We start from the raw sequence: 21,859 nt of genomic DNA, 5'->3' as shown, positions 1-21,859 counted from the left end.
AGTGTAACCGAAGCGCGCCGGAAATCGAGAGGCCTGGCGCTCACATTTGGAGGATCGGATGAGCGAGGTTCTTACAGCGGCGGTCGAGGCCTTGAACGGGCGGCTCAGCGGCGGGTTCCCCGGTGTGGCGAAGTTCGTGATCGAGGGCGAAGGCGCGATCATGCTGGACGGCTCCGGCGCGCGGATCGGAGACGAGGAAGCGGATGTGACGCTGAGCGCGACGCGCGAGACCTTCGAGGGGCTTTTGTCAGGCGACGTCAACCCGACCGCCGCCTTCATGACCGGAAGGCTTGCCGTGGACGGCGACATGGGGATGGCGATGCAGCTGGGCTCTGTCCTGTCCTGATGCATTCACAGGCGCCCTTCTTCGCGGACATCGCACGTGCGCCGGACGGCGTGCGTGCCTTCTGGACAGAGGCGCATGACGGCGTCAGGCTGCGGCTGGCTTTCTGGCCGACCGGTACCAAGGGGACGGTCCTGATCTTTCCCGGCCGTACGGAGTACATCGAGAAATACGGCCCTGCGATTTCGCATCTGATCAATGCCGGTTACGCCTGCCTGGCGGTCGACTGGCGCGGACAGGGCCTCTCCGACCGCGTCATCGCTGATCCGATGAGCGGTCATGTCCATGATTTCGTGGATTATCAGAGCGATGTGGCGGCGGTCGTGACCTCGGCGCGGGCGCTTGAGGTTTCGGGGCCGATGTTCGTCATGGGCCATTCGATGGGCGGCTGCATCGGGCTCAGGGCCCTTCATTCGGGACTGCCAGTGCGCGCCGCCTCGTTTTCGGCGCCGATGTGGGGGATACGTATCCACCCCGTGCTGCGGCCGACGGCCTGGTTCCTGTCATCGGCGGCACGGACGATGCGGCAGGGCCATCGCTACGCGCCCGGAACCTCGGCCGCGACCTATGTCGCCGACGCCGCGTTCGAGAACAACTTCCTGACGCGCGACCGCGCGATGTGGAACTTTGCCAGGGCTCAGATCGCGGCGCATCCCGAGCTGGGACTGGGCGGACCGTCCCTGCACTGGCTGAATGAAGCGCTGGTCGAAACACGGCGTCTGCGGTCACGAGCGGCGCCCGATGTCCCCTGCTATGCAGGTCTTGGCACGCATGAGCGAATCGTCGACCCCATCGCCGTGGACGAATTGATGTCGCGCTGGCCCAACGGTCAGCTTGATCTTTTCGACGGGGCGGAACACGAACTGCTGCTGGAGCTGCCCGAGGTGCGCGATCGCTTCATGGAGCGCACCATCGCGCTCTTCGACCAAACGGGAGACTGATCCCACCGGATCATTTCAGGATGCCGATCTTCCTGAAGCCCTCGCGCAGGGCCGCGGACCAAGCCTCGCTCATGGCGCGAAAATCCTCGTCCCCCGCCTCGATCCGACGCTCGCGCGCGACCTGGCAGGCATCGCGCTCGATGACCGCCATATCCAGCGGCATCCCGACCGACAGGTTTGACCGCAGCGTCGAATCCATCGACAGAAGCACCGCTTTCTGCCCGTCCGCCAAAGAGGTATCCGGTCGCACGATCCGGTCGAGAATCGGCTTGCCGTACTTGTGCTCTCCGATCTGTAGAAACGGCGTATCCTCGGTCGCCTCGATGAAGTTGCCCTCGGGGTAGACAAGGAACATGCGCATCACGCCCCCGCGCCGCTGGCCCGCCACGATCATCGTCGCCTGTCCGAAGGTGCCATTGGTGTGCAGGCGCTTTTCCATGCCCTCACGCACGGACCAAAGCGTGGCGCCGACGATCTCTGCGACCTTGAGCAACGAGGGCGCGAGAAGGATCGAGCTTTCCGGCGACGCCTCGGGGTCTTCGACCGCTTCCTGCAAGCGCGCGATGGTGGCCTGGCTTGTCGAAAGGCTGCCGGCCGTCAGGATGGTGATGACCCGCTCACCGGGCACGGAAAAGTGGAACATCTTGCGGTAGGAGGAGATGTGATCGATCCCCGCGTTGGTCCGGGTGTCGGACAACAGAACCATGCCCTCTTTCAGCAATAGCCCGACGCCATAGGTCATGGTGATCTTCCTCGTTCCTGAGCGGCGCCACACTATGGCGGCGGATGGCCACCTGCAACCGGGACCATGCTTTTGCGCCGCCCGCCCTTGCCTTGCGCTGCCGCCATGACCATTGTCGGGACGACGAATGAAGGAGATCTCCATGCCGATCCGCCTGCCCCGCCCCGTCCACGATGCCAACGCCGCTGCCGGGGGTCTTGGCGATCTGCCGGAATGGGACCTGAGCGATCTTTACACCGCGCCCGACGCGCCGGAGTTGAAGCGCGATCTTGAATGGCTGGAGGGTGCCTGCTCAAGCTTTGCCGCCGACTATCAGGGCAAGCTTGCGACGCTTGACGGCGCGGCGATGCTGGACTGCATCCGGCGCTACGAACGGATCGAGGCCGTGGCCGGGCGCATCATGTCCTTCGCGGGATTGCGCTACTACCAGAACACGGTCGACGGCGCCCGCGCCAAGTTCATGTCGGATTGCCAGGACCGCGTCACTGACATGACGACGCCGCTCGTCTTCTTCTCGCTCGAGTTCAACCGGATCGAGGATGCGCGCTACGCCGAGGTCTTCGCCGCCTCGCCGGACGTCGCGCGCTACAAGCCCGTTTTCGACCGTATGCGGGCGATGAAGCCCCACCAGTTGTCCGACGAACTGGAACGCTTCCTCCACGACCAATCCACGGTCGGTGCATCGGCCTGGAACAAGCTCTTCGACGAGACGCTGGCAGGGCTCACCTTCACGCCCGAGGGCGAGGAGGAGCCCCTGAGCCTCGAGGCGACCCTGAACCTTCTCTCCGAGCAGGAGCGCCCCCGGCGCGAGGCCGGCGCGCGGGCCTTGGCTGCGGTCTTCAGCCAGAACGTCAAGCTTTTCGCCCGCGTCCACAACACCTTGGCCAAGGAAAAGGAAATCGAGGACCGCTGGCGCAAGATGCCCTCGGCGCAGTTCGCCCGACACTTGTCGAACGACGTCGAGCCCGAGGTGGTCGAGGCCCTTCGCAACGCCGTCGTGGCGGCCTATCCCAAGCTGTCGCACCGCTACTATCGGCTCAAGGCGAAATGGATGGGCCTGGACAAGCTGCAGGTCTGGGACCGCAACGCGCCGCTGCCGATCGAGGAAAAGAAGACCGTCTGCTGGAACGAGGCCCGTGAAACGGTGATGTCCGCCTACGCGGGCTTCGACCCCGAAATGGCCAGGCTGGCGGAGCCCTTCTTCGATCGCGGCTGGATCGACGCGGCCGTGAAGCCCGGCAAGGCGCCAGGTGCCTTCGCGCATCCAACCGTCACCGAAGTGCACCCCTATGTCATGCTCAACTACCTGGGCAAGCCGCGCGACGTCATGACCCTGGCGCACGAACTTGGGCACGGCGTCCACCAGGTCCTGGCCGCGCCGCAGGGGGAAATGCTGGCCTCCACGCCGCTGACGGTTGCCGAAACCGCCAGCGTGTTCGGGGAAATGCTGACCTTCCGCAAGCTTCTAGCGCAGGCGAAGACCAAGAACGAACGCAAGGTCCTGCTGGCGGGCAAGGTCGAGGACATGATCAACACGGTCGTGCGCCAGATCGCGTTCTACGACTTCGAATGTAAGCTGCACGCCGCCCGACGCGAAGGCGAACTGACACCTGAGGACATCGGCGCGCTTTGGATGAGTGTGCAGGGCGAAAGCCTTGGCGACGCGTTCGAGTTCATGGACGGGTACCAGACCTTCTGGGCCTACATCCCGCACTTCGTCCATTCGCCCTTCTACGTTTATGCCTACGCCTTTGGCGATGGACTGGTGAACGCGCTTTATGCGGTCTACGAAGAGGGGCTTCCTGACTTCCAGTCCAAGTATTTCGACATGCTCAAGGCGGGCGGCTCCAAGCACCACAAACAGCTTCTGGCGCCATTCGGGCTTGATGCAACAGACCCGAAGTTCTGGGACAAGGGCCTGTCCATGATCGCCGGAATGATCGACGAGCTTGAGGCCATGGAGGAATAGCCCAAGGATCCGATCGCAGGACACGGCGGCAGGAATGCGTACCTGCCGCCCTGGTGGTTGCGGTATCGCTCCAGGTCCGCGGGAAGGATCGGCCGCTGCGGCAGGGTTACCGGTTTTTCCATGCGCTCGCCGTTGCGCAGCCAGGTCACCGCTTACGTCTGTCCGACCTTCAGGAGCCTGACCATTGCAAGCGTGGCGTCAAGGTCGTCGACCCGGATGCCATCAACATGGGTAATGATGTCCGCGCCTACGACGTCGGCATTTCAGGCACCCTGTTCGTCATGGACGATCACGGTCTGGGCGTCTGCGACGACATGCTGGTTTGTCGCGACCATGCCATCCGCAAGGTAGAAGCCCGATCCGAAGCTCGGCAGCACGCGATCGGCGACGCGGAATCTGGCGATCGTCAGGGAAAAGACCTCGACAACAGAAGGTGCCGCTCGCGCGTAGACTTCTTCTGCTGACATCCCGCACCGCGGCGCCTCGGAAAATGCTGGCGAAACGGAAAAGCAGGCAAACAAGAGTGCAGGACAAAAGACCCGAAGAACATTCATGGACAACTCTCCCGCCAAGACCATCTTCAGTCTGCAAGGCAAGGTGTCGCTTGTGGTCGACCTGCGTCAGTTCGCAGGCGACCGTTGTTGCTGCGGATAGAGCCGATTCACGTCATAGCCGGTTGCCGCGATCCGGTTCAGCACGTCGTCGATCATGTCCGGCGCGCCGGCATTCACGCAGTTCACCTTGAGGAACCAGTACAGAAACGCCGCGTAGTGCCACGGCCAGAGCCGCGCCTTGGCAAGCCCCGCATCCAGATCGAAGGCATCGCGGACCGTCACCGCCGAGTGGTGGAAGTCCGAGGGACCGCACAGCACGACCGGCACGCGGTGCATCATGCTTTCCAGCCCGACAGCGGAATTCAGCATCACCGTCACCCGCGCAGATGACAGGATGTCGTGAATGTTGGCGTGCGTCACGCGCACACGTGGATCGCGCGCTGCCACAGCGAGGAGTTCGGCCGTGTCTTCGCCGTCGTCGCGGGGGTGCGGCTTTATCAGGATGGGCGAGGTATCGTGGCGGGACAGAAGCGCATCGATCATCTCGCGGCGACCGAAAAAGGCCCCGGCATCGGCCGCGCCGTTCTGCAAGAATACGGCGATCGCGCCCTTCGGGAACTCCTCTGTTCCCTCTGCCTGCGGGTATCTGGATACCCGCTCACTCACCCGCCTGCGTCGCAGCGCTGCGAAGAAATTCTGCGCCTTCGCGGGGTCGATTGCTGCGGGATCGAAGGTCCTTTCCCCGATCGAGGACTGAAGGCGCACGCCTTCGGGATCCAGATACCAGAACGGCGCGATGTAGGCGGACGCCGTGTTCAGCGCGCGCGGGTGCCTGAAATTGCCATGGTTGACGATGTGGAAATCCTTGTCGCCGTCGATGCGGCGCAGCAGCCCATCGCGGTCAAGCGCTTCGATTTCAACGCGAATCTTCCGCTCCGAAAGGCCATCGCGCAACTTGTGGAAGTACGGCGCGATGTGTTCCTGCCCCAACAGGCAGCCAATCGGGAGATGGATAACAACGGCGGGTCTGGTCATGCGGCGACATTAGCAGAGCATACGGCACATTCAACGCTGGCCGACACCGGGACGCGAGCGCGTGATCGGCCATTACACTGCCAAGCGCATTCCAGACGCCTAGAGCGCAAGAACGACGCCCAGATGCGCTTCAAGCTCGATCAGCGGAACCTTGACCAGGTCCTTCGGCAGTTCCGCCGAAAGCGACGCGCGCCGGACTGTTCCGATCTCCTTGCGCAGCGACCCCAGCATCTTGGGCGCGGCCACCAGGATCAGCCGGTCCGGGTTGAGGCCCTGCCATTCCTGTTCCAGCGCCTCCGCGACGCGACGCGCAAATCTGGCACGCCCCTCCTCATCCGCGGACTGGTGGGGGGCAAACCCGTGTTTCGCCGTGCCCCCCGGCCCTGCAGAAGACCGTCCGGGACGGTCGCCATACCCGACCTGGTCTTCGGCGAACTGATGGGCCGACACGACTGCGCTTTCGCTTAGACCCTTGCCCAGGCCTTCATTCAGAACGAAGCGCGCGAGCGCATCGTCGGCGATCACGATCATGGTCCTGACAGGCTTCATCGACACATCCTCCCATTGCAGTCCGGCGTGATGTTACCGAACTCCCAAGGGTGGCACTTTGATCCATCTCACTCAAGGAAGGGGATTTCGCTGGCAAGAACCATGTCGATCATCGCTTGCGTTCCTCGTGCGTCCTCCAGCGACCAGGGATAGGGCGCGCCTTCACGAATGTGGCGCCCGAAAGCTTCGACCTGGTTCCGATACTGTCGGGCGCCCGGAAAGCGTTCGACGTGATCGGGCTTGCCCGGGCGCAGCATATGGACCTGTGCCTCGCCGAAAAGCCCGGCGTTGAACGGCGCGGTCAGCCGGATCAGGCCCCTTTCGCCCTGGAACACCACCTCTTGCCGGGCAGGCAGCCGCATCGAGGTCATCGCGGAATAGGTAAAGCGCCCCGCAGGCCCCTCCATGTCGGCCAGCACCTGCGCGAAGGTGTCGACACCGTTTTCGCGGCGGATGCGCGAGCGGACAGCGACCGGCTCTGCCCCGGTTGCCCAGCGGACCGAACCATAGGCGTAGACCCCGATGTCCGGGATCGAACCGCCGCCGGTTTCGGGGCGGTTGCGGATGTTGCCCGGATCGGCCCGGTTGTCGTAGCTGAAGGCTGCATCGGCATGAAGGACGCGGCCGATCGCCCCCTCCTCAAGCAGATCGCGCGCGCGCCGCCACTGGGGATGATGAACGATCATGTAGGCCTCGGTGGCGAAAAGCCCCGTACTGTCGCGCAGCGCGATCAGCGTGTCGATCTCGGCCACCTCCATGGCGATGGGCTTTTCTGTCAGGACATGCTTGCCCGCTTCCAGCGCCTTCAGCGTCCATTCGACATGCAGATGATTGGGAAGGGGAATGTAGACCGCATCCACATCCGGGTCCGCCAGAAGCGCGTCGTAGTCCCGATGGATCTTCAGGTCTGGGCTGAATGCACGAAACGCGTCGGCCTTGGTGTCGTCCCTCGTGGCAAGAGCGAAAAGCCTTGCGCCCTCGGCTTCGTGAATCGCGCGCGCCATGTGTTCCCGCGCGAACTTCGCGGCGCCGAGCACGCCCCAGTTGACCGTATTCATGTCCACCTCCCTGCCTGGCGACAGGTTAGGCGGCCTCGGCCGTTAGCGCAATCGCCAGACTAGCCCTTCGGCACGTTGCGGTTGCGCCGCCACTGGACGAAGGCGACGACCAGGCCCAGCATGTAAAGGATGTCCGCCACGAACAGCGTGACCCATGGGTAAGTCACAAGCGCCGCCAGCGCCGCCACGACAGCCACAAGGATATAGCGCGCGTGGTCGGCCCTGACCTTGACGGTCTTCAGCGAAAAGGTGGGCAGGCGGCTGATCATCAGTCCGCCGACAAGGATCATGTAGAAGCTGATCGCCTCTCGCGGGATCACGGGCCAGCCTTCGACCGACTTCGTGGCGAAGATCGGGAACAGCACCAGAAGCGCGCCTGCGGGCGCTGGAACGCCCGTGAAGAACCCCTTGTCCCCGCCATCAGGCGACTTGATCCCGACGTTGAACCGAGCAAGCCGCATCACACAGCAAATCGCGTAGATCAGAACCGCGATCCAGCCCGCCCCACGGGGTTCCGCCAAGGTCCAGGCGTAAAGGGTGAGAGCAGGTGCAACGCCGAAGTTCAGGAAATCGGCCAGGGAATCAAGTTCGGCCCCAAGATCGCTTTCGCTTTTGAGCGCGCGGGCAAGCCGCCCATCGATCGCGTCAAGAACACCCGCCAGAACGATGAGCCAGACGGCGAACTCGATCCGCCCCTGGAACGCAAAGCGGATCGCCGTCAGGCCCGCGCAGATGGCGGCCAAGGTCACCAGATTGGGAAAAAGCTGGAAGAACGGCAGTTCCGTCTTTTGCGATCGGGGGGCGCGCGCCATCGGATCAGTCCCGGCGCTGTCCGCTGGCGCGAATGCCGCCAGCCAGATCGGCGATGATGGTTTCGCCGGCGACCATGGTCTGCCCAAGCCCGACCAGCGGCTCGACCCCTTCGGGAAGATAGACATCGACCCGGGATCCGAAGCGGATCAGGCCGAACCTTTCACCGACATCCAGCCGACGCCCCTTTTCGACGAAACAGACGATCCGCCGGGCCACCAGCCCCGCGATTTGCACGACGGCAAGCGAGCGGCCATCCTCCATGTCGATCTTCAGGCTCATCCGCTCGTTGTCTTCGCTGGCCTTGTCCAGCGATGCGTTCAGGAACTTGCCCGGGCGGTAGGCGACGGCGCCCACAGTTCCCGGCACCGGAGTGCGGTTCACATGGCAGTTGAAGACATTCATGAAGACCGACACCCGCGTCAACGGGGTCGCTGGCATGCCAAGTTCCGCAGGCGGCACGGCCGGTTCGATCAGCGACACCACGCCATCGGCGGGGCTGATCACCAGCCCCTCGTTCAGCGGAACGACCCGGACGGGATCGCGAAAGAAGTAGTAGCACCAGATCGTCAGAACCAACCCGATCCAGCCCAGGGGTTCCCAGATCAGCCAAAGCACGATGGTCGCAACGGCGAAGGCCGCCACGAACTTGCGCCCCTCGGGGTGCATCGGCTTGATCACCGTGCTCATCATGTTCATCGTTTTACTCCGCGGCGCATTGCACGAGGAACGTGCATAGCGGTGATGCGAGGGAAGTCAACCGCGCTGGCAAGCCGATGCGATTTCGTGATCGCTACCGTGACGCCCGCATCCGGCATGATGGCCCGCACACTATCCCCCGATCAGCGCCCGGACGCGGTCGGTGAAATCCTCGCCCCGCTTTTCAAAGTCCTTGTACTGGTCGAAGCTCGCCGCGGCAGGCGCCAGAAGGACGGTGTCTCCGGACTCTGCCTCTTCCGCCGCGCGCGCGACGGCGCGTTCCATCGTCTCGCATATCTCGTGCGGGACATCGCCCAACTGCAGCGCGAAGTCTCGGGCCGAATGGCCGATCAGGTAGGCCTTGGTCACCGATCCGAAGTACGGGGCAAGGCCGGCGATCCCCCCGTCCTTGCCCAGCCCGCCCGCGATCCAGCGGACGCGGTCGAACGCCTGGAGGGCCTTCGCGGCGCTGTCGGCATTCGTCGCCTTGCTATCGTTGACGAAACGCACACCGTCCCGTTCGCCGACGACCTGAGACCGGTGCGGCAAGCCTTGGAAGCTGCGCAGCGCGTCCTCGACCAGCCGCGGCGCAAGGCCAAGACCGCGCGCGGCTGCATAGGCTGCGCAGGCGTTCTGATGGTTGTGCGCGCCAGGCAACCCGGCAATGTCGCGCAGGTCGATCGACGCGACCTGCCGACCTTTGCGCCACTCGGTCAGGAAACCCTTGCGCGCGAAGACAAGCCATCCCGGGCCGTCAAGCTTCTGCCCCGAGGATATCCGGATCAGGCGGTCGTCGGTGGGGCCTTGCGCGATCTGGTTCGCCAGGAACCGGCCTTCGATTTCGTCGACGCCGATGACCGCGCGGTCGGGGGCGCCTTCGGTGAACAGACGGCGCTTGGCCGCGAAGTAGCCGCCCATTCCGCCGTGCCGGTCCAAGTGATCTGGCGAAAGGTTCGTGAAGACACCGATGTCGGGCGTAAGGGCGCGGGCAAGCTCGATCTGGTAGGACGACAGCTCAAGCACCACCACCTCGCCATCCGAGGGCGGCTCGATATCAAGGACGCCGCGGCCGATGTTGCCCGCCATCTGCGTGGGCCGCCCGGCGACGCGAAGGATGTGATGGATCAGCGCGGTTGTCGTTGACTTGCCGTTCGAGCCCGTCACCGCGACCACGCGCGGCGTCGTGTCCATCTCGTCCCAGTCGGGCGTCGCGAACGAGCGGAAGAATAGGCCGATGTCGTTGTCCACCGGCACGCCCGCCGCCACCGCGCGGGCGATCAGCCGATTGGGTTCCGGGTAAAGGTGGGGAATGCCCGGCGACACGATCAGCGCGGCGACATCATCCCAGGCATTGCCGCGCGTCAGATCGAACAGTGTGAAGCCCTCAGCCTCGGCCTTGGCGCGCGCCTCGGGGCTGTCATCCCACAACAGCGCCTCGGCCCCGCCAGCCGCAAGCGCCCGCGCCGTGGCCAACCCCGACCGGCCCAGTCCCAGCACCGCGACGCGAGCCCCTGAATATCCTCTGACCGGAATCATCTTTCCCCCCGGATCCTTGCGGCGCCGACATTGCCCCGAGGCCGCTGCATGGGCAAGGTCGCGGCGCGCGTTGCCCCGACATCGACCGTTAGCGCGAAACGTGACTCACTGTCGCGCCAAGTTTCTGCAGGTGCAAAATTTGCGCAACATTCTTGTGAGAGGCGCAAGCGAGAAGTAAGCATTTTGCGGCCCGGTCGAGCCGGGCATCTAGGAGGAGGCGACCCCCGTGAGCTACCAGGAAACCTACGCGCGCTGGAAATCCGATCCGGAGGCCTTCTGGATGGAGGCGGCCGAGGCGATCGATTGGGACCAGAAGCCTAGCAAGGCGCTTTTTGCCGATCGGGCTCCGATCTACGAATGGTTTTCGGACGCGAAGGTCAACACCTGCTGGAACGCGGTCGATCGCCACGTCGAGTCGGGTCGCGGCGAACAGCTTGCCATCATCCACGACAGCCCGATCACCCATTCGACCAAGGGGATCACCTACCGCGAACTGCGCGACCGCGTCGCGTCGCTTGCCGGGGCGCTGCGGGCGAAGGGCGTCCAGAAGGGCGACCGCGTCATCATCTACATGCCGATGGTGCCCGAGGCGCTTGAAGCCATGCTGGCCTGCGCCCGCCTGGGCGCGATCCATTCGGTCGTCTTCGGCGGCTTCGCTGCGAACGAACTGGCGGTGCGCATCGACGACGCCAAGCCCAAGGCCATCATCGCGGCGTCCTGCGGGCTCGAACCCGGCCGGGTCGTCCACTACAAGCCGCTTCTGGACGCCGCGATCGAGCAGGCGGCCCACAAGCCCGATTTCACCGTGATCCTTCAGCGGGAACAGGAAGTCGCAAAGCTGATCGACGGGCGCGATTTCGCCTGGCACTCGTTCCAGTATGGCGTGGAGCCGGCCGAATGCGTTCCCGTCGAAGGCAATCACCCGGCCTATATCCTTTATACCTCTGGCACCACGGGTGCGCCCAAAGGGGTGGTCAGGCCGACGGCCGGTCACCTGGTCGCGCTGAACTGGTCGATGAAGGCTGTCTACAACGTCGCGGCGGGCGACGTGTTCTGGGCGGCCTCGGACGTGGGTTGGGTCGTCGGCCACAGCTACATCTGTTACGCGCCGCTGATTGCGGGCTGCACCACGATCGTGTTCGAGGGAAAACCCGTCGGCACTCCGGACGCGGGCACCTTCTGGCGCGTGATCCAGAACCACAAGGTCAAATCCTTCTTCACCGCCCCCACGGCGCTACGTGCCATCAAGCGCGAGGATCCCAAGGGCGAACTGATCGGTGACTACAACATCAAGGGCCTTCAGGCCTTGTACCTTGCGGGTGAACGGGCGGACCCCGACACGATCCAGTGGGCGCAGCGCCACCTTGGCGTTCCCGTGGTCGACCACTGGTGGCAGACTGAAACCGGTTGGGCCATCGCCGCGAATCCGCTTGGGATCGAGGAATTGCCGGTCAAGATCGGCTCCCCCTCGGTGCCGATGCCGGGCTACGACGTTCAGGTTCTGGACGAAGGCGGCCATCCCGTGCCCGCCGGAACGCTGGGCGCCATCGCGGTAAAGCTGCCCCTGCCGCCGGGCACGCTGCCGACGCTCTGGAACGCGGAAGAGCGGTTCCGCAAGTCCTACCTGAACCACTTCCCCGGCTATTACGAGACGGGCGACGCGGGCTACATCGACGAGGATGGCTATCTCTACATCATGGCGCGCACCGACGACGTGATCAACGTCGCGGGTCACCGTCTGTCGACAGGAGCGATGGAAGAGGTTCTGGCCGGGCATGACGATGTCGCCGAATGCGCGGTCATCGGCGTTGCGGACGAGCTCAAGGGCCAGCTTCCGATGGGTTTCCTCTGCCTCAACAAGGGGTCGAACCGCCCGCATGAAGAGGTGGTCAAGGAGTGTGTCGCCCGTGTGCGCGACCAGATCGGCCCCGTCGCGGCCTTCAAGCTGGCGACCGTCGTGGACCGTCTTCCCAAGACCCGGTCGGGCAAGATCCTGCGCGGAACCATGGTGAAGATCGCCGATGGCGAGGACTACAAGATGCCCGCCACGATCGACGATCCGGCAATCCTTGACGAGATCACCCAGGCCCTGAAAACCTTGGGGTATCCGCGCCGCTAAGGGCCGTGAAGCCGCCCCGGCAACCGGTCGGCCGGTCGCCGGGGGCAACGCGCATCAATGACCGCTAGACTGGTTGCGCGGTCAGACAAACTGTTCGCGGGTCAGGCGCTCCTCAAGCCCGTGGCCCGGGTCGAACAGGATGCGGTGCCGCACCCGCGGTTCCGACCGGATTTCGACGGAGCGCACGTTGCGAACGGAGACCCGGCTGTCGGCATCGGCCATCACCGGCCGCTTGTAGCCGTCCAGCACGTCGATGCGCACCGTCGATCCTTTGGGCAGCAATGCGCCGCGCCAGCGCCGGGGGCGAAACGCGGCCATCGCGGTCAGCGCCAGAACCTCTGCCCCGATGGGCAGGATTGGCCCGTGTGCGGAATAGTTGTAGGCCGTCGAGCCGGCAGGCGTGCAGACCAGCGCGCCGTCGCAGACCAGTTCCTCAAGCCGAACCTTGCCGTCGACCGTGATCTTCAGCTTCGCCGCCTGCGGGCCGGCCCTGAGTAGCGACACCTCGTTGATGGCAAGCGCCTCGAAGACCCGCCCGTCCTCGGCCTCGGCGCGCATCGCCAGAGGGTTGATCACCTCTTCCTCGGCCAGGTTCAAGCGCTCTTCCAGCCCGTCTTCGCTGTATTCGTTCATCAGGAAGCCGATGGTGCCGCAGTTCATCCCGTAGACGGGTGCGGTCTTGCCCTGCATGGCGTGCAGCGTGTGAAGCATGAAGCCGTCGCCGCCAAGCGCGACGATGACCTTCGCTTCATCGACCGGCACGTTGCCGTAACGTCCCACCAGCCGCGAGAGCGCCGCCTGCGCAACGTCGGCGTCGCTTGCCAGAAACGTGATCGGAATGGACACTTTGACCTCTGGCAAGCGGCGACCCCCACTGTGACTGCCCGCTGCATTGATCCATGCAGCCAAGCCAAAGCACAAGCCCTATCGGGCTGGCGGGCCATGATGGGGTCGTCTGGCGCCACACGCGGGTCCAAGACCTGCGCCGACGCAGAGAACGGCAATACTCCGCCGCCGGTCAGAAAAGTTTCGTATAGGAAACAGAGTTTCGCCCTCGCACCGAAACAGGTCGGATTCAAACTTTTCCAAGTCCCGCCCCTCGGCTAAAGAGCGGTCAACCTTAGATCATGAGGAGACGCCAATGAACGCCCCGCACCGTGACGATGGATTTTTCACTGAAAGCCTCGCCAGCCGCGACCCCGAGCTCTTTGGCTCGATCCGCAACGAACTCGGCCGTCAGCGCGACGAGATTGAGCTGATCGCCTCGGAAAATATCGTCTCGCTCGCCGTGCTTGAAGCGCAGGGCTCGGTGCTGACGAACAAGTACGCCGAAGGCTACCCCGGCAAGCGATACTACGGTGGCTGCCAGTTCGTGGACGTGGCCGAAACGCTGGCGATCGAGCGCGCCAAGGAACTGTTCGGCTGCAAGTTCGCGAACGTCCAGCCGAACTCCGGTTCGCAGATGAACCAGGCGGTGTTCCTCGCGCTTCTGCAGCCGGGCGACACCTTCATGGGTCTCGACCTGAACTCCGGCGGTCACCTGACCCACGGCTCGCCGGTGAACATGTCGGGCAAGTGGTTCAACGTCATCTCCTATGGTGTGCGCCAGCAGGACCAGCGCCTGGACATGGAAGATGTCCGTACCAAGGCACTGGAACATCGCCCGAAGCTGATCCTGGCCGGCGGCACCGCCTACAGCCGCGAATGGGACTGGGCCGCGTTCCGCGCGATCGCGGATGAAATCGGCGCCTATCTGCACGTCGACATGGCGCACATCGCTGGTCTGGTTGCAGGCGGCGTCCATGCATCGCCGCTGCCGCACGCCCATGTCGTGACCACGACCACGCACAAGTCGCTCCGCGGTCCGCGCGGCGGCATGATCCTGTGCAACGACGAAGACATCGCGAAGAAGATCAACTCGGCCGTGTTCCCCGGCCTGCAGGGCGGCCCGCTGATGCACGTCATCGCAGCCAAGGCCGTCGCCTTCGGCGAGGCGCTGCGCCCCGAGTTCAAGGCCTATGCCGCGCAGGTCAAGAAGAACGCCTCCGCGATGGCGGACGAACTGATGAAGGGCGGCATCGACATCGTGTCGGGCGGCACCGACAACCACCTGTGCCTGGCCGACCTGCGCCCGAAGAAGGTGACCGGCAAGGCCGCCGAGGCAGCGCTTGGCCGCGCCCACATCACCTGCAACAAGAACGGCGTGCCGTTCGATCCCGAAAAGCCCTTCGTGACCTCGGGCATCCGCCTTGGCGCGCCCGCCGGCACCACCCGCGGCTTCGGCGAGGAGGAATTCCGCCAGATCGCCCGCTGGATCGTCGAAGTCGTGGACGGCCTGGCCGCCAACGGCGATGAAGGCAACGGTGCGGTCGAGGACAAGGTCCGCGGCGAGGTTGAGGCGCTTTGCGCACGCTTCCCGCTTTACCCGACGCTCTGAATGTCCGGGAACAGACTTGAAGGGGCGCCCTGCGGGGCGCCCCTTTTTCGTTGCGCTGGAGCGGCGAAGCAACCCGTCAGGGGCCGCAGAAGCCGCTACTTCGGAAACACGCCAAGCCCGCGGGGTGCCGGGCGCACCGCGGGAATGGCTGCCGTTTGCAACCGGACAGGCCGGGTTTCGCGCGCGGCATCTGCCCTGAACCGGGACAGATCCAGGCGTTTCTTCGGAATGCTCTTCACCCTCGTTACTTCCTTTTGATTGTCCGTTCCGGAAGGCGTTCCCAGCGCCTGCCGCGGCGTGCCGTGGCAAGCCTGCTGTCCGCTGGAACCGCCCGTCGGCCGTGGTAGCGCCTTGGCCGCGGCTCCGCAACAAAGCGGAAAAAAATGCGCGGCAGATTGCCTGTCGACAATGGCAAGGGCTGTTCATGGTTGCGATCAGATGATCAACCTTGGCGCATGAGCCAGCACCGGACCACCCGCCAGATCGAACGCGCCCTAGGCGATGCCACCCGCGCCCGCCTCCCGCACTGGGCGGCGGATGTGGTCCTTTTCATCCTCAAGCAGGGTTGGGCCTGCCTGTTCGGCGGCCTGCTACTCGTGGCCCTTTTGCTGACGCGGACGCTCTGGCAGGCCGATTGGCCCATTCAGCGCTACGACGCCCTGTTCATCTTCGCGGTGCTGACCCAGGTGCTGTTCCTCGCGTTCCGGCTGGAAACGCCGCGCGAGGCCAAGGTGATCCTGCTCTTTCACCTGACCGGAACGGCGATGGAGTGGTTCAAGGTCGGCGCAGGATCCTGGGCGTACCCCGAACCGGGCGTCCTGAAGGTTATGGGCGTCCCGCTTTTTTCGGGCTTCATGTACGCCGCAGTCGGCAGCTACATTGCGCGGGTCATTCGCATCTTCGAGATGCAATTTTCGCCCTATCCCAGGTTTTCTGTCACGCTCCTTCTGGCCGGCGCGATCTACGTCAACTTCTTCGCCCACCACTACCTGCCCGACGCGCGGGTCGTTCTGTTCGCGGCGACGGTGATGATCTTTGCCAGGACCCGCGTCTGGTTCACGATCGGCATGCGCCAATACTGGATGCCCCTTCCTCTGGCCGCCTTTCTGACCAGCCTGTTCCTGTGGCTTGCCGAAAATGTCGGCACGATGACCGGCACATGGCTGTACGCGGGCCAGTCCCCCTTGCAGGGGGTCAGCTATGCCAAGATCGGTTCGTGGTACCTGTTGCTTTACGTCAGTTTCGTCACGGTGACACTGGTGTTCCGCGACGCGCTGGAACCTGCCGTCAAAGGTAGCCCCGCCACACCAGCGTCGCCAACACCAGCAAGCCCGTCACGAGGATGACGAAGGCCAGCTGCGCCGCGAAGTCCATCAGCCGGTTATACCACCTTTGCCCTGCCCCGATCGGCTGAAGATGGCGCAAGCAGGCATCGAAGGCAGCGGCCACGCGCTCTTGGTCCATCCGCGCGAGTAACGCCGGGTTTGCGGCCTCATCGACCGCGCGGCTCAGATACTCGGCCTGCTTTCGAACGCGGCGCGGAAGTCTTCGCCCCCCTCGTCGCAGCTTGTCCGCAAGGGTGCGCCCACGGATGCCCAGTCTGTTCGACATGAGCTCGGCGACCCGATCCGCCATTTGCTGTACCGAAGCGCCGTCCATCAATGTCTCCTGCGGCTTCGATTCTAGACCCGGATCCGCCCCTCGGCAACGCTCTGGCGGGCCGGCGGCAGGCACGATAGGAAGGGCTATGCTGAACACATCCACACACGGCGCCCGAAGCGCACTACCCACCGTCCTGATCGTCCATGGCCTTTTCGGTTCGGCCCGAAACTGGGGCGCGATCGCGCGGCGCCTGTCGTCCGACCGGCAGGTCGTGACGGTGGACATGCGCAATCACGCCGACAGCCCTTGGTATCCCACGCATTCATATGCCGATCTGGCGGAAGACCTTGCCCAGGTGGTTGATGCGATCGAGGGGCCGGTCGACGTCGTCGGACACTCAATGGGCGGCAAGGCGGCGATGCAGCTGGCTCTGACCCATCCTGACAAGGTCAACCGCCTTGTGGTGGCCGACATCGCGCCCGTGGCCTATGGCCATTCTCAAAACCACCTGATCGCGGCGATGCGTTCGCTTGACCTTGCGGGGCTCGACAGCAGGTCCGAGGCGGACAGGCACCTGGCTGGCACGATCGAAGATCCGGGCGTGCGCGCCTTCCTGCTGCAATCGCTGGACCTGAAGTCCAATCCGCCGCGCTGGCGGCTGAACCTGGACGTTCTTGAATCCGAGATGGACAAGATCACCGGCTGGCCGGGTACGGACGGGCGCTACGAAGGGCCGGTGCTGTTCCTTGCAGGCGCCCTGTCCGACTATGTCCAGCCCGAGCATCGCGCCAAGATCAAGCGGCTGTTCCCGGCCGCAAAGCAGGCGAAACTACCCGGCGCGGGCCATTGGCTGCACGCCGACCGCCCGCGCGAATTCGAAGCGGCCCTACGCGCCTTTCTGGACTGACTTCAGCCCGCCGGACGCTTCATGCGCTCCATCAGGCCGTCGCGCAGCACGAACTGGTGGTAGACTGCCGCCAGGACGTGCAGGCCTGACAGGATCAGAAGCGCTGTCTTCAGCACCTCGTGGACTTCGCCCAGTTCGGTCAGTCCGCCGAACCATGCCGCCGCGCCCGTGATCGGCAGCGCCAGCAGCAAGGCGTAAAGGGCCAGATGCGTCAGGCCGGCGAAGCGGTCCAGGACGGGTTTGCCGCCCGGCGGAAGAGCGGGCGCGCCGCGCCGCATCCTGATCGCGATCCGCCAGGCGACGATCAGAAGGATCGCCAGCCCACCGAAGACATGCATCGGAACCGTCGGATCAAATCCGGCCTCCTGCCCGCGGCGATAGGCGCGCCACGCGCCTTTGATGCCGTCTTCGAACAGGTACTGGGGAAGAAGCAGTACAAGTACTGCCCAATGCAGGGCGATCTGCACCCTGCTGTAGCCCGCCGGTCTCATGGTAACCTCCAACGCTCATTCGCTCATGAAACGCGTGGGACGCGCATTTCCGTCGTCTATGCGGCAATCAGCCGGCGCGCGACTCCATAGGCCAACGGAACGGCCGCGATGGCGCCCAGCGCGGCGGCGACGATGATGGGCCGATAACCGGGCATTTCCATCGTCAGAACGGCAACGATCGCGGACCCGGCCAGAACCGTGGCTGCCAAGGTATAGATGATGAAGAACAGGCGTAGCATGGGATATCCCTACAAACTCGCACGCGTTTCCGCCGCCAAACTGATCCGCGCGTCCTGCCTTTGCCTTGATCTGGATCATCAGCCGCAATCAAGGGTAAAGCGCGCCTCGCCCGTGTCGCCCGGCACGCCCGTTTCCTTGGATCCGGGTGCTGGCTTGCAGCCAGTGGTCAGCGCGATCGCCTGCTCCATCAAACGGGGCACGGGGTCGCGTTCGCTGCGGCCGAGATATCCCAACCGCACGACTTCGGCCCGGTTACCCTTGCGGAAGACCGCGAAGTCGATCCCTTCCAACCGAATCTCGTGACGCTCGGCGCCAAAAAATTGCGGCGCCGGAGAGGCGCCGCAGCCGCATAATGAAATCAGGAGCAGTATGCCACGCATGAATGGACCTAGTCTGAACATGGATGCAGGCTCCGCGGAACTGGTTAACATTCGGTAAATTTCCCCCCGGCGCATGTGTTGCGCGGGGCCGACAAGGGCAACACCTGGCAGTGTGCCCGCGAAAGCGATGAACCCATAGCGAGGCTAGGGAAGCACCCGGCTTGCAAGGTTTCCGATCCCCTGCGCCATTCCGCGCGCGGGCGGCCCGCTCAGAACCCCGCCCCCGGCTTGCGGCAGGCCCACGCTGGTCCGCGCCGAAGGGTTTATCACGGTATAGGCCCAGATTAGTCCGGCACCGATCAGAGCGGCAAGCAGCAGCCTGGTCATCGACACCTCCTGTAAGCTCTGCCCATCATAGCACGGCGCGTGTCATTTGCGGATGGGGTCACTTCACGGGATCCGCCGTGCGCTTGTTCCCTTCGGTGCAAGCTTCTGCCAAGCTGTGCGCAAAGGAGGACCCCATGGCACCGATGCGTTTGATCTTGATGATGGTGATGCTGAGTGCGCTTTCCGGCTGTGGCGCCGTCGTGGTCGGCGCAGGCGGCGCGGTCCTGGCCGATCAGGTGGTCGAGGACCAGGAGGGCGGCGACGGCCTGTTCTGATGCGGTTCGCCGCCGCCCAAGGGCTTTGATCAGTTCGGCGCGCTGTACTTTGCAGCGATGGCGCCGGCTTCCTTCTGCGCCGAAAGGAATTCCGCCGAGGTGAAGCACTGAACGGTCTTCAGGCTTGAAACCGCGCCGGACGCCCCGGCCGCGATCAGGGCGGCAAGCATCTTGACGATGTTGTCGGTGGTCACGCGGATGATGAAATCCGTCTCTCCGGTCGTCAGGAAGAAGCTCTCCATCTTCCCGCCCGACGCTGCGATCAGGGCGCCGGTCGCCTGTTCGCGGTCGCTGGGATTGGCGATCATGCCTTTCATTGCGGCAGGCGAATAGCAGCCGGTGATGATGTATTGCGCCATGTGCTGGTCCCTCCCAGGCGGAACCACACTTACCCGGCCCACGGAATTGCAGGCCGATCCCTGGGATCCACCCGGCAGTGAGCCTAACACGAAATCGTGATAATTGGCAGGCTTCGGCACCGAGCCTGCCAGTGAAGCGCCCGTGTTCAATTGGCATGCGGTCGATCAACCAGCTTGGCAAGGCCAAGGGCTACGAAAATCCACGTCAACTCTTGGGTGGCGGAACCCTTGTTTGAGACTGTTTCAAGGATTCTTCCGCTTGCGGCGCGGCCAGTTCGGGTCATCGCGCTTGATCTGGCGTGCGGTCCAGATTCCGGCGGGAACGCCGACGATCACCCCAATCGCACCCGAAATGGCGAATGGCACCCAGCCGTACCAGCCATAGCTGAAGAAAGCGGTCAGGACGGCACCTGCGAGGCAGGTCACCCACAAGGCGACCATGATCGTTCGAAGAGGGGCAGGCATGCGAACCTCCTTTCGGTTTCACGAAAGGAAAACGCCGCACCTGCGGGCCCGGTTCCAGCGCATCGTCGCGAGGGCCGCCGCCAACACCTGACGGACGCCGGCGATCGGTCGAGAAAACCCGGCGACCGGACGGTTTGGAACGCGGTACGGGTTGGTACCGTTGCGCCCGCGCTCAGGAATCCATCTTGAGCGCGTTGATAAACGCTTCCTGCGGGATCTCGACCTTGCCGAACTGGCGCATCTTCTTCTTGCCGGCCTTCTGCTTGTCCAAGAGCTTCCGTTTCCGGGTGGCGTCGCCGCCGTAGCACTTGGCCGTCACGTCCTTGCGCAGCGCCGCAATGGTTTCGCGGGCGATGACGCGGCCGCCGATGGCGGCCTGGACCGGGATCTTGAACATGTGCCTGGGGATCAGGTCCTTGAGCTTTTCGCACATCACCCGGCCACGGGATTCCGCGCGGTCTCGGTGCACCATGATGGACAGCGCATCGACAGGCTCGTCATTCACCAGGATCGACATCTTGACCAGGTTGTCCTCACGGTATTCGAGCATCTGGTAGTCGAAGCTCGCGTAGCCCTTGGTGACGGATTTCAGCCGGTCGTAGAAGTCGAAGACGACCTCGGCCAGCGGCAGGTCGTAGACCACCATGGCGCGGGAACCGGCATAGGTCAGGTCCATCTGGATGCCGCGGCGGTCCTGGCAGAGCTTCAGCACATCGCCCAGGTAGTCGTCGGGGACCATGATCGTGGCCTTGATCCGCGGTTCCTGGATGTGGTCCACATAGGTCAGATCGGGCATGTCGGCGGGGTTGTGCAGGTCGCGCACCTCGCCGTCGCGCATGTGGAGCTTGAAGACCACCGAAGGCGCGGTGGTGATCAGGTCCAGATCGTATTCGCGTTCCAGCCGGTCGCGGACGACCTCAAGATGCAGAAGGCCCAGGAAGCCCATGCGGAAACCGAAGCCAAGCGCAGCCGATGTCTCCATCTCGTAGCTGAAGCTCGCGTCGTTCAGGGCAAGTTTCTCGATCGCGTCGCGAAGCGCCTCGAAGTCGGCGGCGTCGACGGGGAAGAGACCGCAGAACACCACGGGCTGCGCCGGCTTGAATCCCGGAAGCGCCTTTTCGCAGCCCTTGCGTTCGTGCGTGATCGTGTCGCCCACGCGGGTGTCGCGGACCTGCTTGATCGAGGCGGTGAAGACGCCGATCTCACCCGGTCCAAGCTCCGGGATATCCGTCATCTTGGGCTTCAGCACGGCCAGCTTGTCGATGCCGTAGATCGCCCCGGTCTGCATCATCTTGATGCGGTCGCCCCTGCGGATGACTCCGTCCATGACGCGGATCATCACGACGACGCCAAGGTACGCGTCATACCAGCTGTCCACCAGCATCGCCTTCAAGGGAGCGTCAGGGTCGCCTTTGGGCGCGGGCAGGCGCGTGACGATGGCTTCGAGCACTTCGGGAATGCCAAGGCCGGTCTTGGCGGAAATCGGAATGGCGTCCTGCGCGTCGATGCCGATGACGTCCTCGATCTCGTGCTTGACGGCGGCGACATCGGCGGCGGGCAAATCGATCTTGTTCAGCACCGGCACGATGTCGTGGTTCGCATCGATGGCCTGGTAGACGTTGGCAAGCGTCTGCGCCTCCACCCCCTGCGTCGCGTCGACGACCAGCAGCGATCCCTCGACCGCGCGCATCGAGCGTGAAACCTCGTAGCCGAAGTCCACGTGGCCCGGCGTATCGATCAGGTTCAGGACATAGTCCTTGCCATCCTTGGCGCGATAGTCGATCCGGACCGTGTTGGCCTTGATGGTGATGCCGCGCTCGCGCTCGATATCCATCGCGTCAAGAAGCTGGGCCTTCATGTCCCGATCGGCCACTGTGCCGGTCATCTGGATCAGCCGATCCGCCAGCGTGGATTTGCCGTGGTCGATATGCGCCACGATGGAGAAATTGCGGATCTGTGCAAGCTCGGTCATGGGCCCGGCATATGCTTGGGATTTTGCTTACGGTCAATGGGGAGCATTG

The 21,859-nt window shown here is 64.1% G+C and carries 24 protein-coding genes and 1 pseudogene; 8 read left to right on the top strand and 17 right to left on the bottom strand.

Going from position 1 to position 21,859, the window contains the following annotated elements; translation table 11 throughout:
* Positions 1–58 precede the first annotated feature (58 nt).
* Together OEW28_RS07065 and OEW28_RS07060 are read left to right on the top strand one after the other, a co-directional pair.
* On the top strand, positions 59–346 hold the full coding sequence (locus tag OEW28_RS07065) for an SCP2 sterol-binding domain-containing protein (RefSeq protein ID WP_263733998.1): 288 nt from the start codon (positions 59–61) through the stop codon (positions 344–346).
* Positions 346–1,284, top strand: coding sequence for an alpha/beta fold hydrolase (locus OEW28_RS07060; RefSeq protein ID WP_263733997.1), 939 nt, complete (start codon positions 346–348; stop codon positions 1,282–1,284). Before OEW28_RS07065 ends, OEW28_RS07060 begins: the two co-directional genes overlap by 1 nt.
* A 10-nt stretch (positions 1,285–1,294) precedes the next feature.
* On the opposite strand, the gene OEW28_RS07055 is transcribed toward OEW28_RS07060, so the two are convergent.
* Positions 1,295–2,026 carry an Ntn hydrolase family protein gene (locus tag OEW28_RS07055; protein ID WP_263733996.1) on the bottom strand — a complete coding sequence of 244 codons (732 nt, stop codon included), beginning with the start codon at positions 2,024–2,026 and terminating at the stop codon, positions 1,295–1,297.
* A 142-nt stretch (positions 2,027–2,168) separates the two neighbouring features.
* Here OEW28_RS07055 and OEW28_RS07050 point away from each other — a divergent pair, with 142 nt between their 5' ends.
* Positions 2,169–3,995 carry a M3 family oligoendopeptidase gene (locus tag OEW28_RS07050; protein ID WP_263734387.1) on the top strand — a complete coding sequence of 609 codons (1,827 nt, stop codon included), beginning with the start codon at positions 2,169–2,171 and terminating at the stop codon, positions 3,993–3,995.
* Positions 3,996–4,258: 263 nt separating this feature from the next.
* On the opposite strand, the gene OEW28_RS07045 is transcribed toward OEW28_RS07050, so the two are convergent.
* The 7 genes and pseudogenes from OEW28_RS07045 to murD all read right to left on the bottom strand — a co-directional run bounded on the left by OEW28_RS07045 (position 4,259) and on the right by murD (position 10,236).
* A complete protein-coding gene (locus OEW28_RS07045) occupies positions 4,259–4,462 on the bottom strand; it encodes a hypothetical protein (protein ID WP_263733995.1) in 204 nt (67 codons plus the stop codon).
* A 153-nt stretch (positions 4,463–4,615) separates the two neighbouring features.
* Positions 4,616–5,584, bottom strand: a complete 969-nt coding sequence (locus OEW28_RS07040; protein WP_263733994.1) for a capsular polysaccharide export protein, LipB/KpsS family — start codon at positions 5,582–5,584, stop codon at positions 4,616–4,618.
* A gap of 99 nt (positions 5,585–5,683) precedes the next feature.
* Positions 5,684–6,133 (bottom strand): host attachment protein, encoded by a 450-nt coding sequence (locus tag OEW28_RS07035; RefSeq protein WP_263733993.1) that lies wholly within the window; start codon positions 6,131–6,133, stop codon positions 5,684–5,686.
* A gap of 68 nt (positions 6,134–6,201) precedes the next feature.
* Positions 6,202–7,191, bottom strand: a complete 990-nt coding sequence (locus OEW28_RS07030; RefSeq protein ID WP_263733992.1) for a Gfo/Idh/MocA family protein — start codon at positions 7,189–7,191, stop codon at positions 6,202–6,204.
* A 59-nt stretch (positions 7,192–7,250) separates the two neighbouring features.
* Positions 7,251–8,003 (bottom strand): CDP-diacylglycerol--serine O-phosphatidyltransferase, encoded by a 753-nt coding sequence (gene pssA / locus OEW28_RS07025; protein ID WP_263733991.1) that lies wholly within the window; start codon positions 8,001–8,003, stop codon positions 7,251–7,253.
* 4 nt (positions 8,004–8,007) lie between these two features.
* Positions 8,008–8,709, bottom strand: a pseudogene (locus OEW28_RS07020) (phosphatidylserine decarboxylase); the annotation flags it as partial.
* 123 nt (positions 8,710–8,832) lie between these two features.
* A complete protein-coding gene (gene murD, locus OEW28_RS07015) occupies positions 8,833–10,236 on the bottom strand; it encodes a UDP-N-acetylmuramoyl-L-alanine--D-glutamate ligase (protein WP_263733990.1) in 1,404 nt (467 codons plus the stop codon).
* A gap of 226 nt (positions 10,237–10,462) precedes the next feature.
* Here murD and prpE point away from each other — a divergent pair, with 226 nt between their 5' ends.
* Positions 10,463–12,355, top strand: a complete 1,893-nt coding sequence (gene prpE / locus OEW28_RS07010) for a propionate-CoA ligase PrpE (protein ID WP_263733989.1) — start codon at positions 10,463–10,465, stop codon at positions 12,353–12,355.
* Between the two features lie 81 nt (positions 12,356–12,436).
* Here the strand turns inward: prpE and OEW28_RS07005 are convergent, their stop codons facing one another.
* The gene (locus tag OEW28_RS07005; RefSeq protein WP_263733988.1) at positions 12,437–13,201 is read right to left on the bottom strand and encodes an NAD kinase; all 765 of its coding nucleotides are present in this window, start codon (positions 13,199–13,201) and stop codon (positions 12,437–12,439) included.
* A 295-nt stretch (positions 13,202–13,496) separates the two neighbouring features.
* Between OEW28_RS07005 and glyA the strand changes: the two genes are divergently transcribed.
* A complete protein-coding gene (glyA, locus tag OEW28_RS07000; protein ID WP_263733987.1) occupies positions 13,497–14,792 on the top strand; it encodes a serine hydroxymethyltransferase in 1,296 nt (431 codons plus the stop codon).
* A 455-nt stretch (positions 14,793–15,247) separates the two neighbouring features.
* On the top strand, positions 15,248–16,138 hold the full coding sequence (locus OEW28_RS06995) for a DUF817 domain-containing protein (protein ID WP_263733986.1): 891 nt from the start codon (positions 15,248–15,250) through the stop codon (positions 16,136–16,138).
* Here the strand turns inward: OEW28_RS06995 and OEW28_RS06990 are convergent.
* Positions 16,080–16,451: a hypothetical protein gene (locus OEW28_RS06990; protein WP_263733985.1), complete on the bottom strand. Its 372-nt coding sequence runs from the start codon at positions 16,449–16,451 to the stop codon at positions 16,080–16,082. The two genes, OEW28_RS06995 and OEW28_RS06990, sit on opposite strands and share 59 nt — an antisense overlap.
* Positions 16,452–16,539: 88 nt before the next feature.
* Between OEW28_RS06990 and OEW28_RS06985 the strand changes: the two genes are divergently transcribed.
* Entirely contained in the window at positions 16,540–17,301 is a 762-nt protein-coding gene (locus tag OEW28_RS06985) for an alpha/beta fold hydrolase (RefSeq protein WP_263733984.1), read from the top strand.
* 2 nt (positions 17,302–17,303) lie between these two features.
* On the opposite strand, the gene OEW28_RS06980 is transcribed toward OEW28_RS06985, so the two are convergent.
* The 4 genes from OEW28_RS06980 to OEW28_RS06965 form a co-directional block, all read right to left on the bottom strand.
* On the bottom strand, positions 17,304–17,792 hold the full coding sequence (locus OEW28_RS06980) for a cytochrome b (protein WP_263733983.1): 489 nt from the start codon (positions 17,790–17,792) through the stop codon (positions 17,304–17,306).
* Between the two features lie 56 nt (positions 17,793–17,848).
* Positions 17,849–18,031, bottom strand: a complete 183-nt coding sequence (locus OEW28_RS06975) for a CTP synthetase (RefSeq protein ID WP_263733982.1) — start codon at positions 18,029–18,031, stop codon at positions 17,849–17,851.
* 78 nt (positions 18,032–18,109) lie between these two features.
* Positions 18,110–18,322 (bottom strand): hypothetical protein, encoded by a 213-nt coding sequence (locus tag OEW28_RS06970; protein WP_263733981.1) that lies wholly within the window; start codon positions 18,320–18,322, stop codon positions 18,110–18,112.
* A gap of 234 nt (positions 18,323–18,556) precedes the next feature.
* A complete protein-coding gene (locus OEW28_RS06965; RefSeq protein WP_263733980.1) occupies positions 18,557–18,739 on the bottom strand; it encodes a hypothetical protein in 183 nt (60 codons plus the stop codon).
* Positions 18,740–18,873: 134 nt separating this feature from the next.
* Here OEW28_RS06965 and OEW28_RS06960 point away from each other — a divergent pair, with 134 nt between their 5' ends.
* The gene (locus tag OEW28_RS06960) at positions 18,874–19,014 is read left to right on the top strand and encodes a hypothetical protein (RefSeq protein WP_263733979.1); all 141 of its coding nucleotides are present in this window, start codon (positions 18,874–18,876) and stop codon (positions 19,012–19,014) included.
* A 29-nt stretch (positions 19,015–19,043) separates the two neighbouring features.
* On the opposite strand, the gene OEW28_RS06955 is transcribed toward OEW28_RS06960, so the two are convergent.
* From OEW28_RS06955 to lepA, 3 genes are all read right to left on the bottom strand, one after another.
* Positions 19,044–19,373 carry a GYD domain-containing protein gene (locus tag OEW28_RS06955; protein WP_263733978.1) on the bottom strand — a complete coding sequence of 110 codons (330 nt, stop codon included), beginning with the start codon at positions 19,371–19,373 and terminating at the stop codon, positions 19,044–19,046.
* Positions 19,374–19,616: 243 nt separating this feature from the next.
* Positions 19,617–19,838 (bottom strand): hypothetical protein, encoded by a 222-nt coding sequence (locus tag OEW28_RS06950; protein ID WP_263733977.1) that lies wholly within the window; start codon positions 19,836–19,838, stop codon positions 19,617–19,619.
* Between the two features lie 172 nt (positions 19,839–20,010).
* Positions 20,011–21,810: a translation elongation factor 4 gene (gene lepA / locus OEW28_RS06945; protein ID WP_263733976.1), complete on the bottom strand. Its 1,800-nt coding sequence runs from the start codon at positions 21,808–21,810 to the stop codon at positions 20,011–20,013.
* Positions 21,811–21,859 lie beyond the last annotated feature (49 nt).

Source organism: Albidovulum marisflavi, assembly GCF_025751435.1.
Taxonomy (GTDB): domain Bacteria; phylum Pseudomonadota; class Alphaproteobacteria; order Rhodobacterales; family Rhodobacteraceae; genus Albidovulum; species Albidovulum marisflavi.
Note: the sequence above shows the minus strand (reverse complement) of the source record. Positions and strands in the feature narration are given on the sequence as shown.